The 19,745-nt window shown below is 40.0% G+C and carries 14 protein-coding genes; 5 read left to right on the top strand and 9 right to left on the bottom strand.

The features are described 5' to 3' along the window. Positions 1-537: 537 nt before the first annotated feature. A complete protein-coding gene (locus tag D0T56_RS15775) occupies positions 538-1,563 on the bottom strand; it encodes a hypothetical protein (RefSeq protein WP_185153896.1) in 1,026 nt (341 codons plus the stop codon). 170 nt (positions 1,564-1,733) lie between these two features. Here D0T56_RS15775 and nadA point away from each other — a divergent pair, with 170 nt between their 5' ends. The 3 genes from nadA (at position 1,734) to nadC (ending at position 5,796) form a co-directional block, all read left to right on the top strand. Next, a complete protein-coding gene (nadA, locus tag D0T56_RS15770) occupies positions 1,734-2,738 on the top strand; it encodes a quinolinate synthase NadA (RefSeq protein WP_163321131.1) in 1,005 nt (334 codons plus the stop codon). A gap of 618 nt (positions 2,739-3,356) precedes the next feature. Next, positions 3,357-4,949 carry an L-aspartate oxidase gene (gene nadB, locus D0T56_RS15765; protein ID WP_163321130.1) on the top strand — a complete coding sequence of 531 codons (1,593 nt, stop codon included), beginning with the start codon at positions 3,357-3,359 and terminating at the stop codon, positions 4,947-4,949. Beyond that, entirely contained in the window at positions 4,936-5,796 is an 861-nt protein-coding gene (gene nadC / locus D0T56_RS15760; protein WP_163321129.1) for a carboxylating nicotinate-nucleotide diphosphorylase, read from the top strand. Before nadB ends, nadC begins: the two co-directional genes overlap by 14 nt. A gap of 384 nt (positions 5,797-6,180) precedes the next feature. Here the strand turns inward: nadC and D0T56_RS15755 are convergent, their stop codons facing one another. From D0T56_RS15755 to prfA, 6 genes are all read right to left on the bottom strand, one after another. Next, the gene (locus tag D0T56_RS15755) at positions 6,181-8,829 is read right to left on the bottom strand and encodes an AsmA family protein (RefSeq protein ID WP_163321128.1); all 2,649 of its coding nucleotides are present in this window, start codon (positions 8,827-8,829) and stop codon (positions 6,181-6,183) included. Continuing rightward, positions 8,826-9,794 carry an NAD-dependent epimerase/dehydratase family protein gene (locus tag D0T56_RS15750; RefSeq protein ID WP_163321127.1) on the bottom strand — a complete coding sequence of 323 codons (969 nt, stop codon included), beginning with the start codon at positions 9,792-9,794 and terminating at the stop codon, positions 8,826-8,828. Before D0T56_RS15750 ends, D0T56_RS15755 begins: the two co-directional genes overlap by 4 nt. Before the next feature lie 4 nt (positions 9,795-9,798). Further along, a complete protein-coding gene (gene kbl, locus D0T56_RS15745; RefSeq protein ID WP_163321126.1) occupies positions 9,799-10,989 on the bottom strand; it encodes a glycine C-acetyltransferase in 1,191 nt (396 codons plus the stop codon). Positions 10,990-11,029: 40 nt separating this feature from the next. Continuing rightward, complete coding sequence (locus D0T56_RS15740; protein WP_163321125.1) at positions 11,030-12,274, bottom strand: DUF1015 domain-containing protein; 1,245 nt, start codon at positions 12,272-12,274, stop codon at positions 11,030-11,032. 263 nt (positions 12,275-12,537) lie between these two features. Further along, entirely contained in the window at positions 12,538-13,362 is an 825-nt protein-coding gene (pyrF, locus tag D0T56_RS15735) for an orotidine-5'-phosphate decarboxylase (RefSeq protein WP_163321124.1), read from the bottom strand. A gap of 15 nt (positions 13,363-13,377) precedes the next feature. Continuing rightward, positions 13,378-14,457 carry a peptide chain release factor 1 gene (gene prfA, locus D0T56_RS15730; RefSeq protein ID WP_163321123.1) on the bottom strand — a complete coding sequence of 360 codons (1,080 nt, stop codon included), beginning with the start codon at positions 14,455-14,457 and terminating at the stop codon, positions 13,378-13,380. Between the two features lie 231 nt (positions 14,458-14,688). Between prfA and D0T56_RS15725 the strand changes: the two genes are divergently transcribed. Further along, on the top strand, positions 14,689-15,702 hold the full coding sequence (locus tag D0T56_RS15725; protein ID WP_163321122.1) for an AI-2E family transporter: 1,014 nt from the start codon (positions 14,689-14,691) through the stop codon (positions 15,700-15,702). Between the two features lie 323 nt (positions 15,703-16,025). Further along, positions 16,026-17,387, top strand: coding sequence for a TrpB-like pyridoxal phosphate-dependent enzyme (locus tag D0T56_RS15720; RefSeq protein ID WP_370458813.1), 1,362 nt, complete (start codon positions 16,026-16,028; stop codon positions 17,385-17,387). Positions 17,388-17,497: 110 nt separating this feature from the next. Here D0T56_RS15720 and D0T56_RS15715 read toward each other — a convergent pair whose 3' ends face one another. Further along, the gene (locus tag D0T56_RS15715; protein WP_163321120.1) at positions 17,498-18,997 is read right to left on the bottom strand and encodes an energy transducer TonB; all 1,500 of its coding nucleotides are present in this window, start codon (positions 18,995-18,997) and stop codon (positions 17,498-17,500) included. Then, positions 18,994-19,572 carry an RNA polymerase sigma factor gene (locus D0T56_RS15710; RefSeq protein ID WP_163321119.1) on the bottom strand — a complete coding sequence of 193 codons (579 nt, stop codon included), beginning with the start codon at positions 19,570-19,572 and terminating at the stop codon, positions 18,994-18,996. Before D0T56_RS15710 ends, D0T56_RS15715 begins: the two co-directional genes overlap by 4 nt. Between the last annotated feature and the right edge of the window lie 173 nt (positions 19,573-19,745).

Below are 19,745 nucleotides of genomic sequence, written 5' to 3'. Positions count from 1 at the left end.
CTAAGCCAGAAGATGAGAACAATGCTGCATATTCCTTGAATTACATAGAGTTGATCCCGATTTTGACGAAAGCCATTCAGGAGCAACAGGCAATCATCGAAAAACTGGAAGGCAGGCTAAAGATTCTCGAAGATAAATAGTTGAGAGAGTATTTGAATATTATAGGGCGTGTGTCAAAAGTTCCAAATTTCAGAAAATAACCTCCAGCCCCCTAAAGGGGTGTATTGATTATCAATTGTTTAGAAAGTCCCTTTTAGGGGATTAGGGGTAGAAAAGACTTTTGACACACGCCTATAACAAAAATACTATCTATAACCCGTAGTGCATTTAAGACTTTGATGTTAATTCAATTATTATAAGATTTATATCCGTTTTGTCATCCTGAACAAAGTGAAGGATCTGTTTTTTAGAAAGTACAGATTCTTCGTTGCACTCAGAATGACAATGTTCGAGGAGCGAAGGCGACTCAATGACAATGTGAATATGTACTATGTTTCAGTTAGTTATCTTTCATTTTCTAAATGCACTACGGGTTATCTATAAGTTAATTTCAAGATTTACAAATATATACTGCTCCGAACCTGCCCTTTTCGGATTTATATTTCTGAAATTCGGAGCAATTTTTATTTGCTTGAGGGGAATAAATTCGATGCCTCCCATAACAATCTGTCCATCAAGACTATTCCATTCGCTGCTGAAATTAGAAGGTTTGTGAGAATCCATAAGGTCGTATCGAGCAAATACCCTCCACTTCGGAGCAACCTCGACAGATGCGTAGGCAGAATATCCGTAATAATCTTTTCCTTTGACCATACCTTTATTCCAAACCTTGTTAAATTCTAGTCCGCCCGAAACTTTTTTATCCTGATAACCGGCAAAAAAAGATAATGTTTTCTGGTCTTCAAAACCAACATTCACAGAACTTTCGGGTGCTGACTCCCTGATGTCGTCACTATCGGTGTAGATGTCTCCATATAGCCTAAACAGTATATTATTTGCAGGAGATATATTAATCCCGGCCGCATATCGGTTGCTATTATTCCTGGAAAGTTTTTTGTACCCCTCTCCATTGGTGAAACTGACATCAGCCGAAACCATTTTGTTGAACTCGTATTGTACAGTAGCACCCAAATCTACACTGGGAGCCATTTTATTCAAATCCTGAAAAGACTTCATTATATAGCGGTGCTTCCAATATTTTTCTTGAGTACTGAATTGCAACAGTCCAATTTGCCCGACATTAACTGTAAACCCCTTGTCTTTCCACTGAACAAAAGCATTTCGGAGATGTGTTTCCAAACTGCCGGAAGATGTACGCCCTGCAGCTGCATCAATAATAACTTGCCCGCTCAAGGTTGGCGTTATCCGGTAGTTATAACCAAGAAATGCTCGCGTTATATCAAATCCCGATTCGTCGGCTTCTCCAAATCCGGCACTATAATCAAGAAATGCTCGTGCAATGATTTTGCCTGAGGGCTTAAAATCGTTTGCTTCTTGTGCAGAAATGTTTTTTATACAAAAACAGAAAACAAATGAGACTGTTATAACGTTTAATATTTTCATAAGTATTATTTTATGGGGCAAAATAACAGCAAGAATGTTTCATTTTACAGGATATGGCTGTTAAGAAATGGTTAAGACCTCTTCATTTTTATGAATAGGTTTTATTATATGTAAAATATATTTCAGTAACTTCGTTTTTATTTACGAAACTCTAATTAGTAATAACAATAATGTCAACTTTAGAAAAAGCTATCAAAGAACTTCCCGAAAAAGGATATTTGAGAATGGAAATACCTCAAGACATTGATCTTGTGGAAGAAATAAACAGGATGCGTAAAGAAAAAAATGCGGTTATCCTGGCTCATTATTATCAAACAGGAGATATTCAGGATATTGCCGACTTCTTGGGTGATAGCCTTCAACTGGCACGCGCGGCAGAAAAAACGGATGCAGATATGATTGTTTTCTGTGGTGTACATTTTATGGCGGAAACTGCAAAAATATTGAACCCCGATAAAAAAGTTGTTCTACCCGACCTTCTGGCTGGTTGCACATTGGCTGATGCCTGTTCCGGCGAAGGACTGAGGGAGTTGAAAGCAAAACATCCGAAGGCAATAGTTGTAAGTTATATCAATTGTGACATAACTGTGAAAGCTGAAAGCGATATTATTGTAACGTCATCCAATGCAGAACATATTATCCGGGCATTACCCGAAGATCAGGAAATTATTTTCGCTCCCGACCGCAACTTGGGTAGATACCTGAATCAGGTTACAGGGCGAAATATGATACTTTGGGATGGAGCATGTTATGTTCACGAGGCTTTTTCGCTGGAGCGTATCGCACAACAAATGCTCGAACACCCTAAGGCAAAGTTGATAGCCCACCCCGAATCGCAGAAACCTGTTTTGCAGGTAGCTGATTATATCGGATCTACAGCCAATCTTCTAAATTTTGTAGCAACAGACGATAGCGAAGAATTTATTGTCGCCACGGAAGAAGGTATCTTACATGAGATGCGCAAGCAAGCTCCAAATAAGATATTGATACCTGCACTTACGAATGATAAGTCGTGCAATTGTAGCGAATGTCGTTTCATGAAGCTCAATACGATGCAAAAACTTTATCTTTGCATGAAATATGAATTGCCCGAAATAAAATTGGATGAAGAATTAAGACTACAAGCATTGAAATCAATCAACCGAATGCTTGAAATGTCTAAAGCTATAAAATAGATTGTATACATATCGAATAAAGGGTTATTCGATTCGTTTTTAGCAATATATAAACGTTCATTTTTTTTCAACAGTTATTCTGCGCGCAATCCAATAGATTGCTTGCATTCCTTTTGACCTAAGCCTCAAAAGGAATCAAAAAGGCTTTTTGTGACTGAAGCTTCTTGCCGACCCACAACCAGCTTATAAGTGGAACAAAAAATAACTCGCACCAGAAGCCTATAAAATTCGAATGGTTCGACTATGCTCAAACAGCTTTTTGTTCCTATCACTTATTTACGCTGTGTGGGTACCCCGTCAATTAGCTATAGGTCACCCGGTTCGATATCAGGCGTAAGCGGGATGTGCCTTAGTGAAGCAGCCGGGCTACCTGACCGATGAAGTTGACCTAAAAACTAAATACTTGTTTGAAGCCTGAAAGGCGAGTTTATTTAGTTTAGTCAACGAATCGCTTTGTCTGGTCGGCGAGGAGCGAAGCACTGTTTTTTGCAACTTTTTGACACCAAAAAGTTGAGAAGGCAAATCTCCGAAAGAGACGCAGAATAAATGTTTAAGACAATTGAACAATAAACTCACTCAATCAAAAAATATAAGCAGCGTTATTAAATATAAACTCTAATGATATACACAGACGTATTAGTTATAGGTTCGGGAATTTCGGGTTTGTCTTACGCTTTAAAAATAGCGCAACAATTGCCTGATGCCAGAATTACGATTATTACCAAAGCTGACGATGAAGAGTCGAACACAAAATATGCCCAAGGCGGTGTAGCGGTGGTAATGGATCTCAAAAAAGACAGTTTTGAAAAGCATATCGAAGATACATTGCGCGCCGGTGACGGTTTGTGCAAATTGGAAACTGTTGAGGTAGTTGTTCGGGAAGGTCCTGAACGGATTCGGGAGATTATAGAATGGGGTGCAAACTTTGATAAAGATACGCCCGAAACTTACGATCTGGGTCGTGAAGGCGGGCATACCGAAAACAGGGTGGTGCATCACAAAGACGTGACTGGTGCAGAGATAGAAAGAGCATTATTGGCAGCAATAGACAAACTTCCTAATGTACAGTTGTTCAATCACCATTACGTTATCGACCTGATAACGGAACACCATATTCCGAACGAATCTTTCGATAAATATAACCTTAACTGTTACGGGGCTTATGTGCTGGACATGAAAGCACAGGTGATAAAAAAGATGTCGGCAAAGATTACCCTCATGGCAACAGGAGGTTGCGGACATGTGTACAAGAATACGACGAACCCAATTATTGCAACCGGAGACGGGATAGGTCTGGCGCACCGTGCCAAAGCTCGTATTTCGGGGATGCAATTCATACAATTCCACCCAACGGCTTTTTACAGTAACAAGCCGGGACAGCTATCCCTCATATCGGAGGCTGTTCGTGGATTCGGAGCAAAACTTCGCACTAAATCGGGAGAACCTTTCATGCACAAATACGACGATAGGGAAGAACTTGCTTCGCGCGATATTGTTGCCCGTGCCATAGATAGTGAAATGAAACTTCGTGGTGATGACTATGTTTGTCTCGATTGCCGTCATTTAGATCATGAGAAATTTATGGCTCATTTTCCTAATATATATCAGATGTGCAAAGACGAGGGATACGATATGTTCACAGACCTTGTTCCCGTTGTTCCTGCCAGTCATTACTTGTGCGGTGGCATAGATGTCGATTTGTTCGCTCAGAGTACTATCAAAAATATGTTTGCAGTTGGTGAATGTACCAATACCGGTCTGCATGGAGCAAACCGATTGGCATCCAACTCATTGCTCGAAGCATTGGTGTTTGCTCACCGAGGAGCATTGAAAACGATTGAACGATTGAAAGAAGACAACTTCAATTATACCAACTTGCACAAGATACCTGAGTGGGATCAGGAAGGTATGAAAGTAAACGAAGAAATGGTGTTGCTTCAATATCTTCGCCGGAGTTTGCAGGACTTGATGAGCGATCTTGTGGGTATAGTTCGTAGCGATGCACGCCTTGCAATGGCAAAGCAGAAAGAGGAAGAAATATACCGGATGGTGAAAGAAATTTATAATTTCTCTATTCTTTCGCCTCAACTATCGGAATTGAGAAACCTTGTAAGCGTTGCGTTCCTTATTATTACGCAAAGCATTGAACAAAAGGAAAATAGAGGAGCTTTTTATAATAAAGATTTAGATAAGAAAAATGAAAAGGCCTGAATACGTTACAGAAGAAAGAATTCACCACTTCATACGTGAAGCGCTTAGGGAAGACCTTGGCGATGGTGATTATTCAACATTGGGAAGTGTTCCTGCTGATAAGCAAGACAGGGCAAAACTTTTGATTAAAGAAGACACGGTTCTTGCCGGAGTTGAATTGGCTCAGGAAATATATAAGTTCTTTGACGATTCTTTGAAAGTTAATGTCCTCATCAATGATGGAGAAAAAGTAAAAAAGGGAGATGTTGCTTTCACTGTTGAGGGATCGGCACGCTCCATTCTCATGACTGAGCGTCTTATTCTCAACTGTATGCAGCGCATGAGCGGAATAGCTACCTATTCCCGTGAAATGGCTGACCTTGTGAAAGGGACTAATGCAAAAATTCTGGATACCCGAAAAACCACTCCAAATTTCAGAATGTGTGAAAAATGGGCGGTTTATATCGGAGGTTCTCAAAATCATCGTTTCGGACTTTTCGACATGGTGATGCTAAAGGACAATCATAACGACTATGCAGGAGGTATCACAAAATCGGTAGCGTCTGTCGTGAATTACCTGAAAGAAAATAGACTAGACCTAAAAATAGAAGTTGAAACCCGCAATCTGGAAGAAGTGAAAGAAGCTCTGGATACGAAAGCCGTGGATATTATCATGCTCGATAATATGTCTTTAGATATGATGCGGGAAGCTGTGCAGCTTATAGGCAATGCGGCAAAAACAGAAGCATCGGGAGGTATAACACGCAAGACAGTGTGTGCTGTTGCTGAAACGGGTGTTGATTTCATATCTTCCGGGTCGGTTATTTATGGAGCCACTCCCAAAGATATGAGTTTGAAAGCATATTGATATTGAATCTGGATATACAGTTTCAAGTATAAACAATAGGCTATCCGTTTTGGATAGCCTATTGTTTTAAAGAATAATAAGAAGCGAGTAACAAAGAAGGTGCTAAGAGAAAAGAAATTTAATAAGATCTTAGCCATTATTATTATTTTTTTTGTTATTCTTACATTATTAACTCTTATTTTTATTTCTCCTGCGCCAGGCTATGATTGGTATCCGGGAAAGAGATTATTCTAAATAAATATCTAATGTCTCAAGTAGGGATAGAATATATTAAACCATTAATAATTTAATCAGGCATAAGAAGATCTTATGCCTGATTTATAAAATTAACTCCTCAGCTTTTGGAGGCAAAGAATTTCATTTTAAGTAAAATGGAATTTACAATTATTCGCCTTCCAGTTTCTTTGCCTGAACTTCAGCTTCATCAACAAGTTTTTGTCCTTGTTTTTTAGCCTCGTCAACCAGTTTGTTTGCCGCTGCCTGAGCCGCAGCTTTGGCTATGGCATTTTTGGAGGCATCCACCAATTTCTGACCTTGAGTTTGAGCCTCAGAAACCAATTTGTCGGATGCTGCCTTAGCTTCACTTCTCAGTTTTTGTGCTTGTTTAGCTTTTTCTTCCGACAATTTGTTTGTCAATTCTTCTTTTTTGTCGTCAAGGCTTCCTCCTAAAAGTTTTTCGGCTGCCGTATTTGCTGCCTCGGAAACTAAAGATGCTGCATCCACACTTACTTTCGGATTTGTAAATGTTCCTCCGATAGTCAATCCTACATTCTTGACAATGTCATTAGACAAGGCTTTCGGCAAAGCAATCGTGCCTTTATAATTAATAGTCTGATCGAGACTTGTTGATCCTTCAAGACTCAATTTGCCATCACCTGCAAAATTGAAAGAGAAAGGTTTGGTGCTTATTTTTCCATCATTGATAGAGAATGGTATATTCACATCCTTAGCAGTAAAAGAATTCAACGCATTCGATTTCAAAGCCGAAGACAATGCTGAAAGAGCCTCTACACCTTCAACTTTTACTTCGCTTGTTGAAATTGCACCACTACCGGTCAGACTACTCAGCATCTGCATGATATTGTCGCCCATAGTGGTATTGAAACTCAAATTCATAGAATAATTCCCCATCAACTTATCAAAGATTGGTGCAAATTTCTGAATAGACTCTACCGACTTAAATGTCTCGGAGAAAGACACTTTACTCAAAGCTAAAGCCAAATCAACTTTCGGGCTTGTGGGGTTGGACGTGTTGTAAGAACCATTCACCTTGCATGAACCACCCAATGCGTTTCCGCCTACATCAGTCATTGATACAACTCCATCTTTCACGCTGATAGTACCTTTCAGATTTGTTATGTTTACTTTTTCATACACAACCTCATTCATCGAAGCATTGAGCAGGAAGTTGACATTTTTCGGTATAACCACGCTTTCGGTCGAAGATGATGCTTCTTCTGCTGTGGTTTCTCCACCCATAAAATCATTCAGATTGAAATAGTTGGAGTTAATATTGAGATTTCCTTTCAATGTTTGGTCTTTCAGCATGTATGCGATGAAATTCCCTAGCCGACCAGTGGCTGCAAGATCGTTCTTTCCTATTTTTACATTCAATGAACTCAGGTTTACAAACTGAGGTGTAAAATCCAAGCCGGCATCATTTATCGTCACTTCGGGCATATCCGGCGACTTGTAAATCATATTTGTAAGTTTAAGATTTCCTGATGCTGATACATTCTGATATTGTTCTCTTTCAATAGCCGAAAGACGTGTAGCGATGTTCAGGTTAGCAGTCAGTTTTCCGTTCATCTCCGTACCTTTCTCTAGCGGATATACATCTTTCACTATGCCCAAGTCAATCATTCCATCAAGGTGTGCTTTCAAGTCAGGATCGCTCATTGGCGTTTTCACATTCAGGCTGGCATTGAAAGGATTTCCACCCATATTCATTTTGAATTTGCTGATGTCAATCATCATATTGTCAAGAGAACCACCTTTACTTGCAATGGACATGTCTACATTGATGTCATTCACCGATTTAGGCAGCGACGGATATTGAAACATGGCATCTTTCACAGCCAGCTTCACATCGAAAGCAGGATAAGTTTCACCCTCCATCAAGCCTTTTACAAAAGCACTCAACGAAACCGAACCTGCTGTTTTTATATCCTTGAAGTCTTCCGTATACATTGCCGGAAGAATTGATAAGATATCTTTAAACTGAGTTTCCGGAGCTTGCAGCTTCAAATCGAAATCCATACCATCTTCGCCAACCATACCTACAGAACCATCTATCGAAGCCTTTACTTCGTTCATTTGCAGGCTGCTTTCTTCGAATGCAAACTTCATATTGTCCAGATCGGCATCCAATTTTGCATTGGCAGTGGTTTTTATCTTGTTCAACAACGGAATACCATCCATGATGAAAGACAGCTCATCAATCACAGATTCGGTTTTGATAGTAGTTGTGCTGGCTGTAAAATCTCCCGATACAGTACCATTCCACCCTTTTATCACGGCTTTCATTCCGCCTTGACGATCGTCGTAAGTTATGTCGCAATCATTAATGCTTATTTTCTTCAAACTGAGGCTGAAAGGCGATGATTCTTCCTCAACCTCCGTAGAGTCGGCCTTCACTATATCCCAGTTTGCCCTTCCATCTGCCAATACTTTGGCATAAAGATCCACCTCATCCAAATCAATCTTTGTGATGGTATAATCGCCTTTAAATACCCCGATAAGATTCAGAGCCACACTAGCCGATTTTGCCTTAACCAAGGTATCTCCTTCGAAGTCACCGACCCCACTTAACGATACGTTATTCAAGGAAAGGGTAGCATTGGGAAAATTTGAAAACAAATTCATCCCGAAATCTTCCACCTTGAGTTCCGCATTCAGTTTTTTGTTTGCTATGTTTATCACAGCCTCCTTAATAGTCCCCTTAAACAGAAAAGGGATGGTTATTAATAACACCAAAAGGATAGCTAACACTATCCCCGCAATCTTTAGTCCTTTCAATCCTTTTTTACTCATGTTGTTTGCGTTAAATTAAATTGCTTTTTGCCCACCTCGGCAAGCATATCTTTCGTTACTCTGTCCAAGTCATATTCGGGTTTCCATCCCCATTCTTCCCGAGCCTCACGGTCGTCGATACTGTTTGTCCACGAATCGGCGATTTCTTGTCTGAAATCGGGCGAATATGTAATTTCAAAATCAGGCATATATTTCTTTATCGACTCTGCCATTTCGGCCGGCGTTGTACTGAATGCTGCCAGATTGTATCCTGTGGCACATGTCAACCTTGATTTATCAGCCTGAAACAGTTCGAGGGTAGCCCTCAAACAATCGGGCATATATATCATAGGCAACATTGTGTCCTCTTTCAGAAAGCAATTATACGACTTTTTTTTCACTGCATCAAAATAAATTGCCACAGCATAGTCGGTTGTACCACCTCCCGGCAGTGTTTTGTGACTGATAACACCCGGATAACGCAGTCCTCTGATATCCATTCCGTAGTGATGATTGTAGTAATCGCCCAAAAGTTCTATTGCCACTTTTGTCACTCCATACATGGTGGTCGGATGCAAAATAGTTCGTTGAGGTGTCATTTCCTTAGGCGTATCGGGCCCGAAAGCAGCGATGGAACTGGGCACAAGAATTTTTTCAAGTTTTTTCTCCCGTGCTATTTCGAAGATATTTACGGTTCCGTTCATATTTACGTTCCATGCCAATTGTGGATTTTTTTCACCCACTGCCGATAATATCGCCGCAAGATGAACAACGCTACCTACGTCATATTTATCTATCACGTTCACTATCGACTCTTTGTCCAGCACATCCAACTGGACGAAAGTACCGCTATCGAGCAACTCGCGGCTAACATTCGCAGACAAGTCGGTAGCAATCACATTTTCAGAGCCATACACATTTCTGAAAGCCAAAACCAGTTCCGAACCTATTTGCCCTCCACAACCCGTAAAAAGTATTTTTTTCATTCTTTTACTTAATTACATTCAACTGTTTTCCGACTTTGATAAATGCCTCTATACATTTATCAAGATGCTTTCTTTCGTGTGCGGCAGACAATTGCACTCGGATACGTGCCTCTCCTTTAGGCACAACAGGATAGTAGAAACCTGTTACATATATGCCTTCGTCTAACATCAAGGCTGCCATATCCTGCGATAGTTTTGCATCGTAAAGCATCACCGCACAAATAGCCGATTGAGTGGGTTTGATATCGAATCCTGCGGCTTGCATTTCAGAAACGAAATAATCGACATTTTCGTGTAGTTTGTCTTGCCTTTCGTTAGTTTCGTCCATCATTTCAAACATTCGGATTCCTGCCCCCGCAACCATCGGAGGGATGGAGTTTGAAAACAAATAGGGACGTGAACGCTGACGCAACATGTCTATAATCTCTTTGCGTCCTGTGGTAAAACCACCTATTGCCCCACCAAATGCCTTGCCTAGTGTTCCGGTGATAATATCCACATTGCCACGACTATTATACAATTCGGTAACCCCTCTACCCGTCTTTCCTACTACCCCGGCCGAATGGCTTTCATCTACCATCACCAAAGCGTCGTATCTATTAGCTAGTTCAAGTATTTTATCCAACGGCGCTACATTTCCATCCATCGAGAAAACCCCGTCGGTAACAATTATTCGAAAACGTTGAGCCTGTGCTTGTTTCAGGCATTCTTCCAGTTCTGCCATATCAGCATTGGCATACCTGTACCTTTTAGCCTTACACAAACGTACCCCATCAATGATGGACGCATGATTCAGAGCATCGGAGATAATGGCATCCTCTTCCGTAAGAAGTGGCTCAAAAACACCGCCATTAGCATCAAAGCACGCTGCATAAAGTATTGTATCTTCTGTGCCGAAAAAGTCGGCAACCTTTTTTTCCAGTTCTTTGTGGATATCTTGTGTACCACAAATAAAACGTACGGAAGACATTCCGAATCCTCGTTCGTCAAGCGCCTTTTTTGCAGCATCTATCAATTCCTGATTATCTGACAATCCCAGATAGTTGTTGGCACAAAAATTAAGAACCTCCTGACCTGAATCTACTTTAATTTCAGCATCTTGAGGAGACACGATAATCCGTTCTTTTTTAAACAATCCTTGCTCTTCTATCAAGGATAATTCTTTTTGCAGATGAGATTTAAATTTTCCGTACATGCAATTATGTTTATTACAATTTATTTATTCAGTTACTATATCACGACAACTTATGGATTACAAGTCCCGAACGCAGTTTCGGTTCGAACCAAGTAGTCTTGGGCGGCATAATATTATCAGTATCGGCAATGTCCATCAACTGTTTCATTGTTACGGGATAAAGCGCCAATGCCAACGCCATTTCACCGCTATCCACACGTTTTTTCAGTTCGCCCAATCCTCTTATTCCACCTACAAAGTCTATTCTCTTATCGGAACGTAAGTCCTTAATATCAAGAATTTCGTCCAGAATATATTTCGACGAGATTGTCACATCCAATACTCCTATCGGATCGCTATCGTCATAAGTGTCCGGTTTAGCCTTCAATTCGTAGCAAGTACCATCCAAATAGATGGAAAAATGGTGTAATGCTTTTGGTGTTTCTATATCCGAACCTCTTTTTTCTACAATGAAATGCTTTTCCAATTGTTCGATAAATTCAGCCGGGGTAAGTCCGTTCAAGTCTTTCACCACACGATTATAATCAATGATACTCAACTGATTATCGGGGAAGCAAACCGCCATAAAATAATTATACTCTTCATCTCCTTTATGATTAGGATTCTGACGGGCTTTTTCCGCCCCCACCAAAGCGGCAGCCGCCGACCGGTGATGTCCATCGGCAATATAAAGGTCTGATATTTTGGCAAATGCGTCTGTTATTGCTGTTATATCCGATTCATTATCAATCACCCAGAAATGATGACCAATACCATCCGAAGTTACAAAGTCATACTCGGCAGGAGAAGCAATTATTTTCTTTACTAATTTATCCAACTCGTCATTGTTATGATAAGCAAAAAAGACCGGCTCTATATTGGCATCATTCACCCTTACATGCTTCATTCTGTCTTCCTCCTTATCCCTGCGGGTAAGTTCGTGTTTCTTTATCCTTCCATCCATGTAATCGTCAACATGAGCGCAAACAACCAACCCGTACTGAGTCCGCCCATTCATGGTTTGAGCATAGACATAATAATTTTCCTGAGTATCTTGAACCAACCATCCTTTCTCCTGAAATTTATTGAAATTTTGCAGTGCACGTTCATAAACTTCCGGCGCATGCTCATCTATATCTGTGTCAAAATCTATTTCGGGTTTTATTATCCTATAAAGTGATTTTTCGTTTCCTTCGGCTTCTAGTTTTGCTTCCAGCGAACTCAGCACATCGTAAGGGCGGGAAACTACATCTTCTACTATTTCCCTGGGTGGACGAAGCCCTTTAAACGGTTTAATTATAGCCATGGTTTATATATATTTTAGATTAAAAGTTATTCGTAAATCTTTATCACAAATATAGTGAAAAGGATTTTGCATAAACACAAGCTGATGTGTCTTTTTTATATTTTAAATCAAAAAAAACATGAAAAATAAATTCCAAAAGAGGTTTTTCATGTTAAACGACAGCTATTCTTGTTACAAAATGAAAGGAAGCTATGTTTTTTTCAAAAGATAGCTTCCTCGTTATGTTTATTTTGTTGTATGGACGAAATGTTTTGTCAGGATGGCTACATAATTGCTTTCAAATATTCAGCCATTTCTTCCTGAACTTTTTTAGCCTCTGCACGAGCCACAACATCAAAATTTTCAGTTGAGTCGGCATAAATAATTGCTCGTGAAGAATTTACAAGCAATCCGCATTGACTGTTCATTCCATATTTCACCACATCAGCCAAACTGCCTCCTTGAGCTCCTACTCCCGGAACAAGCAAGAAATGATTTGGGGCACACTTACGCACATCCTGAAACAGAGATCCTTGAGTAGCGCCAACTACGTACATCAACTGGTCTTCCGTTCCCCACTCCTGCGATTTTTTCAATACTTTCTCAAATAGCCTTTCCCCGTCTGCATCTTTCGTGAATTGAAAATCGGCAGAACCTTTATTTGATGTCAAAGCCAACAGAATCACCCATTTGCCGGAATATGCAAGGAAAGGTTTCACGCTGTCTTCACCCATATATGGAGCCACCGTAACGGCACTTGCTTTCAGATGCTGAAATGCTGACATTGCATACATGTCTGAGGTGTTGCCTATGTCTCCACGTTTTGCGTCAAGAATGATAAACTGATCGGGATATTTGGTGCGGATATACTCTATTGTTTTTTCCATAGACAGCATACCTTTCACACCCTGACTTTCGTAGAAAGCGGCATTGGGTTTATAAGCTACACAATATGGAGCAGTTGCATCCACAATAGCTTTATTGAAAGTGTAGACAGGATCATCTTCGCCCAATAAGCATTGTGGAATTTTATTTATATCTGTATCCAATCCAACGCAAAGGAAAGATTGTTTTTTCTTAATGTTTTCAAAAAGTTCTTGTTTTGTCATTTTTATTTTGATTTCTTATAATTCACTTTCTTTCAACCGCTCTGCGTTTTCGGCAATTATCAACTGGTCTATAATAGATTGTATTTCTCCGTCCATTATTGCCGACAAGTTATACAAAGTCAGATTGATGCGATGATCGGTTACACGTCCCTGCGGATAATTATAGGTACGTATTTTTGCCGAGCGGTCACCCGTCGACACCATTGTTTTTCGTTTCGATGCTATTTCGTCCTGATATTTAGATAGTTCTATATCATATAGTTTCGTCCTTAGCATCTGCATAGCCATCTCCCTGTTTGCTAATTGAGAACGTGCCTGCTGACACACCACTACTAAACCTGACGGTTTGTGTGTCAACTGCACCTTTGTTTCCACCTTGTTCACGTTCTGACCTCCAGCACCGCTGGAACGGGCTGTTTGCATTTCAATATCGGCAGGATTTATCTCTACGTCCACCTCTTCCGCTTCGGGCAATACCGCCACTGTTGCGGCTGAGGTATGCACACGTCCTTGTGTTTCTGTTGCCGGAACCCGCTGCACACGATGCACGCCCGACTCGTATTTCAACGTTCCATACACATCCTCGCCCGACACTGTCATTATTATTTCCTTGAAACCTCCGGAAGAGCCTTCCGTACTACTGGTAACTTCTGTCTTCCAACCTTTTGCTTCACAATATTTCTGGTACATGCGATACAAATCACCCGCAAATATGGCTGCTTCATCTCCTCCTGTTCCCCCTCTGATCTCAAGAATGGCATCTTTCGAATCTTGCGGATCGGATGGAACCAACAGCAGCTTTATTTCTTCTTCCAACGAAGGTAAACGTTCGGTACAAGCGTCCAGCTCTTCCTTTGCCATTTCCCTCAGATCGGGGTCACTTTCTGTTTCCAGTATATTCTTCGCCTCATCAATGCCGGTCAGCACTTGTTCGTATTCTTTACGTGCATTTACAATTTTTTCGAGGTCGCTATATTCCTTATTCAGTTTCACATAGCGCTTCATATCCGAAATGACGGCAGGGTCTGTTATCAATGTTCCGATTTCTTCGAAACGAACTACAAGGGCATCTAATTTGTTTAGCAGTTGAGACATTATATTCTGATAGGTTCTTAAATAAATTCAGGATGCAAATATACGAATTTTTATGGCTATATATTTCTGTTTTTTCTATCAATAATATTTTTCTTTAGGTCGCACGTTTTTATAGCATTTGTAGCTTAAACAACATATAGTTATGTACCTGAAATGAACATATTTTAGATCTTATCAGTTACTTATTGGTTATGTTTGTTGTTTGACGGTAATAAAATAAATTATTTTCATATGGATGCTTCTGAAAATAAATGGAAGATACCTTTATTGGTTATAATTTTTGGTCTGGGGATAATTATTTTTCTGGAAATGACCCCTTATCTGAGTGGCTTTTTAGGAGCTTTCACCATATACATAATGGTCAGAAACCAGATGAGAAAATTGACCGATAATAAAAAAATGAAAAAAAGCATTGCCGCAACACTTATATTGATTGAGGTGATTTTGCTTTTTATTATTCCCATCTCGGCTGTTGTATGGCTATTGGTTAGCAAAATTAAAAATATAAATCTCGACACACATGAGTTGATACTGCAAGGACATCAAATAATCGGTACAATTCAAGAAAAAACAGGTTACGATCTTTTGAGTTCAGATAATCTTTCGAGTGCCACAGCCGAGGTATCAAAACTTCTTCAGATGGCACTTGACGGCATCACATCCTTTTCCATTAATGCTGTCATTATGGTATTTGTCCTATACTTTCTTCTGATAGGCGGATCGCAATTGGAGAAATACATCTTCGATATACTGCCATTCAAAAAAGGGAATAAAAAAAATATCCTGAGAGAAACAAAAGTCATGATAACTGCTAATGCAATAGGCATCCCGCTACTTGCATCCGTGCAAGGGATGGTTGCATACGCCGGATACGTAATATTTGGAGCATCAAGCCCCATACTATTAGCCGTACTAACATGCTTTTCAACTATACTGCCTCTTGTAGGGACAACAATAGTGTGGCTCCCGGCCGCTCTTTACCTCGGAATTTCAGGAAACTGGCCTAGTGCCATCGGATTATCCCTGTACGGCATGATCGTGATTTCGGGCAGCGACAATGTAGTCAGGTTTTTGCTGCAAAAGAAAATAGCCGATACAAATCCGCTTATTACTATTTTTGGAGTGATAATAGGACTTTCGCTTTTCGGATTTTGGGGCGTGATTTTTGGTCCCCTGCTGCTATCTACTTTCCTTTTGTGTATTGACATTTACAAGGAAGAATACATAGACAAGACAGAAGTGTGATTAGTTGCTCATACCAAGCTCTTAAATAGCAAAGTATTCTTTTATCAGAAAAAATATAGCAAAATGTTTGCATGATTAAATTTTATCATTAATTTTGCAAACAACAAAGTAAAAGAAGTACAAAATGTTTCAAAAGAAAAATACATATTGGTGGTGGCGCTTACAACTCTCAAAAGTCGTGAGCTAAGGTGCTATATGTATTAATCTGAAAGAAATACAAAGATATATAAAAGCCTGTCGTTACTCACGATAGGCTTTTTTTATAACAGAATAATAACATAAAAAATATTTCAAAAAAACTTAAGTATAACAATAATCCACTAATCATGAGAAAGAAAATTCTTTTAAGCGAAAACGAAATTCCTGAAAAATGGTATAACATTGTGGCAGATATGGTAAACAAACCTTTACTACCACTTCACCCCGCAACCAAAAAACCTTTACAGGTAAGTGACCTTGAACCCATATTTGCAACCGAACTGGCCAAGCAAGAGCTTAACTATACCGATCGTTGGATAGAAATACCTGAGCCTGTGCGCGAGCTATATAAAAATTATCGTCCAACACCTTTGGTACGTGCCTATGGCTTGGAAAAAGCGTTGGATACTCCGGCTCATATCTACTTCAAAAATGAAAGCGTTAGTCCGGTAGGTTCGCACAAACTCAATTCGGCGATAGCACAGGCGTATTACTGTAAAGAGCAAGGTATTACAAATATCACTACCGAAACAGGAGCCGGGCAATGGGGTGCAGCCTTGTCGTATGCCGCCAACCACTTCGGTTTGGAACTGGCTGTTTATATGGTAAAGATCAGCTATCACCAAAAACCATATCGTCGATCAATCATGCAAACCTATGGTGCTGAGGTTATAGCATCGCCAAGTATGAGTACTAAAGCAGGACGTAAGATTATTACAGAAAATCCTACCTATCAGGGAAGTTTGGGTACAGCCATTTCGGAAGCGATAGAGCTGGCTCAAAATACACCAAACTGCAAATATACATTAGGTAGCGTTTTGAACCATGTGTCTCTCCATCAAACCATTATCGGATTGGAAGCCGAAAAGCAAATGGAAATGGCAGGCGAATATCCGGATGTTGTGATAGGTTGCTTTGGTGGAGGTTCTAATTTCTCAGGAATTAGCTTCCCATTCCTTCGTCATAAACTAACCGAGGGCAAAGACGTTCGTCTGGTTGCGGCAGAACCTGCATCATGTCCGAAACTAACTCGTGGTAAGTTTGAATATGACTTCGGTGATGAAGCCGGATATACACCTCTTCTGCCAATGTATACTCTTGGGCATAATTTTGCACCTGCCAACATTCACGCAGGCGGACTTCGCTATCATGGCGCAGGAACTATTGTCAGCCAACTGAAAAAAGACGGGTACATAGAAGCCGTAGATGTGAAACAACTGGATACGTTTGAGGCAGGTATATTGTTTGCGAAAGCGGAAGGTATAATACCTGCGCCGGAATCGTCTCATGCCATTTATGCTGCCATTCAGGAAGCATTGAAAGCAAAAGAAGAAGGCAAGCAAAGAACAATTCTGTTCAATCTGTCGGGACATGGACTTATTGATATGGCTGCCTACGATCGCTATTTTGATGGCGAATTGGCTAATCATGAGTTGTCGAACGAAGAGATAGCCAAAACAACAGATAGTTTGGAAAAACTAGTGTAACTGAAAGCAATAGATGTACTTGCCCGTATGCTTGCGGGTGAGTACATTGCTTAAAAAAAAGTGTAGCCGAAACCCGAATGCTTTGGCACAAAACAGGAATAAATCTCACCCTAGTATTTCACTTTAATCTTAGCCATCCCCTTACCATTCCATAAAGCGCCGTTTCGGAGCAGAGATATAGCATCATTGTCTAAAGAGTCACATACGCTTTTCGCAACGCGAATATTTATGGGTTTTCCGTCTTCGCCAACTTCAAACTCTAGTTCCACTGTGCCTTTCTTTTTTTCACAGTCAGAACCTTTTGTTCGAGTTTTGTTGTCGTTTAAATACTTATTATAAGATTTCCAACCTGTATATGGCTCAGGTTTAGAGTTGCTTGCTTTTTTTGTGGTAATTAACACAATGCCATTGCTCGCCCGTGAACCGTAAATGGCTGTCGAAGCTGCATCTTTCAATACTTCCATTGATTCGATGTCGGAAGGTGATATGTGGGATATATCAGAAACAGGAACCCCGTCTAAAACGTATAAAGGCTTTTCGTCTGTCGATATTGAACCTGCACCTCTTATCCGTATTTTGGCATCGTCGTTCGATTTGGCTTGAACTCCTGCCATCTTTCCTTCAAGAGCCTTATTTACCTCCGAAGTATTCGCCAGAGCGAGATCTTTTGCTTCCACAGTTGAAATCGCACCTGTAAGTTCTTTTTTCTTTAATGCGCCATGACCGGTAACCACAACTTCATTCAGAGCCAACTGGCTCTCTTTCATTGTTATGTCCTGATTAGCAAATGGATTCGAAACTTCGGCAGAATCAAAACCAATATAGCTAGCCACTAGTTCGGGCGATTCTATATTCGACTTAAGAGAGTAGTTTCCGTCTATATCGGTCAAAGTTCCTGTATTTGTGCCTTTTATAGCAATGCTTACCCCGATAAGAGGCTCACCGTTCTGATCTGTAACACGTCCTTGTATCACATTTCTACTTTCAGCCACTTCGCTTCTTGCAGTCTCTGTATGAGAAATACTTTCCGGCAATATATAATCAGACTGAACAGACGGAGTTGCCGCCACTGCCAATAATTGTTCGCTTGAATTCATATCATATCTATCCCTATCGTAGTGCGATTCGGGATAATATACATACATAGGTTCGAATGGTTGAATAATTTCGTTCAGGTTTTCAACCTTAACTATCGGATTTAAAGATGCTTTTCCTTTCGATTCTTCTTGCAACTGAGTTAATTCCGCTCTCTTTTTTGCAAGATATTCTTCCGGTGCATATATATAAAAGGTGTCTTGCTGATTTTCCTGAGCCGACAACATTGTCGATTTATGGTTCATCAGTGTAAGATATCCACTCAATGCGGCTATCAGAACCACCGCAGCAACGGCAATACGATAACCAACAAACCGTTTGTCGGCAGAAGACGAAGAAGCTGTGCGTGCAGCTATCTGAGCCTGCATGCGGGAAATCTTGTCTGCATGATCCCCTTTCACAGAGTCGAATCCTTCCATCGCATCTGCTAAAAAAGGGTCTTGCATCGCATCCAGCTCCAGCTTGCGAGCGCCTTTTCCTTTTCTGTTTCCTTTTATGTAATCCAGTAAATTCATTCTTCCTTTACACTGCTTTCAATACAATTTTTTAAATTACGTTTTCCGTTTTGGATATAACTTTTCACGCTTTTCAGGTGAAAACCTGTATTTTCAACAATTTCTGCATACGACATATCTTCAAAAAAGAATTTATATACAGCTATTCGTTGTGGTTCGGGCAGTTTTTCGAGGCATTTGTTCAAAGCCTTTTCACGTTCCGTATCCACATCTTCAACCAATAGAGTCAAAACAGAGTCGGATTCCATAAGGTTTGAATCAAAATCTACTGTTAATTCCCGTTTATTTTCCTTAAGTATGTGGAAACAATGATTTTTTACGACGCTATACAGCCATGTTTTGAATACTTTTATTTCATATCCGGCAACTTTTGGCAATAGCATTTCAAATATTTCCATCACGGCATCCTGTGCCTTGTCTTCATTCTGCAAATATTTCAGGCAAACCCCATAAACAAGTGGCATATAACGATTATAGAGCAGGCCAAAATACTCGGAATCGTTCGTATTCCGGTATTTGTTCAGCAACTCTTCGTCTGTATCGTCCTCTTTTTTATGTTTTTTGAAAAAATTCAAATCTGTTTGAATGATATATTTGCATTACAACTAAAATACAAATTTGCGAAAAAATTTCCGTGCATTATGGAATATTTGTGAAAAAAACATCTATAAGGAAAATGTGAAATATATAATTAATTTAAGTTGCTACTTAAAATTTTCTAATAAAAAAGGCCAATCCATTACTTTTG

This window comes from Dysgonomonas sp. 520, assembly GCF_010501095.1.
Taxonomy (GTDB): Bacteria; Bacteroidota; Bacteroidia; order Bacteroidales; family Dysgonomonadaceae; genus QVMP01.
Note: the sequence above shows the minus strand (reverse complement) of the source record. Positions and strands in the feature narration are given on the sequence as shown.

Excerpts from the sequence above, each read along its gene's own strand:
- D0T56_RS15750 (WP_163321127.1), bottom strand. The coding sequence starts at position 9,794 with ATGAAAAAAATACTTTTTACGGGTTGTGGAGGGCAAATAGGTTCGGAA.
- prfA (WP_163321123.1), bottom strand. The coding sequence starts at position 14,457 with ATGTCTCAACTGCTAAACAAATTAGATGCCCTTGTAGTTCGTTTCGAA.
- D0T56_RS15740 (WP_163321125.1), bottom strand. The coding sequence starts at position 12,274 with ATGGCTATAATTAAACCGTTTAAAGGGCTTCGTCCACCCAGGGAAATA.
- D0T56_RS15755 (WP_163321128.1), bottom strand. The coding sequence starts at position 8,829 with ATGAGTAAAAAAGGATTGAAAGGACTAAAGATTGCGGGGATAGTGTTA.
- D0T56_RS15725 (WP_163321122.1), top strand. The coding sequence starts at position 14,689 with ATGGATGCTTCTGAAAATAAATGGAAGATACCTTTATTGGTTATAATT.
- nadC (WP_163321129.1), top strand. The coding sequence starts at position 4,936 with ATGAAAAGGCCTGAATACGTTACAGAAGAAAGAATTCACCACTTCATA.
- kbl (WP_163321126.1), bottom strand. The coding sequence starts at position 10,989 with ATGTACGGAAAATTTAAATCTCATCTGCAAAAAGAATTATCCTTGATA.
- pyrF (WP_163321124.1), bottom strand. The coding sequence starts at position 13,362 with ATGACAAAACAAGAACTTTTTGAAAACATTAAGAAAAAACAATCTTTC.
- D0T56_RS15715 (WP_163321120.1), bottom strand. The coding sequence starts at position 18,997 with ATGAATTTACTGGATTACATAAAAGGAAACAGAAAAGGAAAAGGCGCT.
- D0T56_RS15775 (WP_185153896.1), bottom strand. The coding sequence starts at position 1,563 with ATGAAAATATTAAACGTTATAACAGTCTCATTTGTTTTCTGTTTTTGT.
- nadB (WP_163321130.1), top strand. The coding sequence starts at position 3,357 with ATGATATACACAGACGTATTAGTTATAGGTTCGGGAATTTCGGGTTTG.
- nadA (WP_163321131.1), top strand. The coding sequence starts at position 1,734 with ATGTCAACTTTAGAAAAAGCTATCAAAGAACTTCCCGAAAAAGGATAT.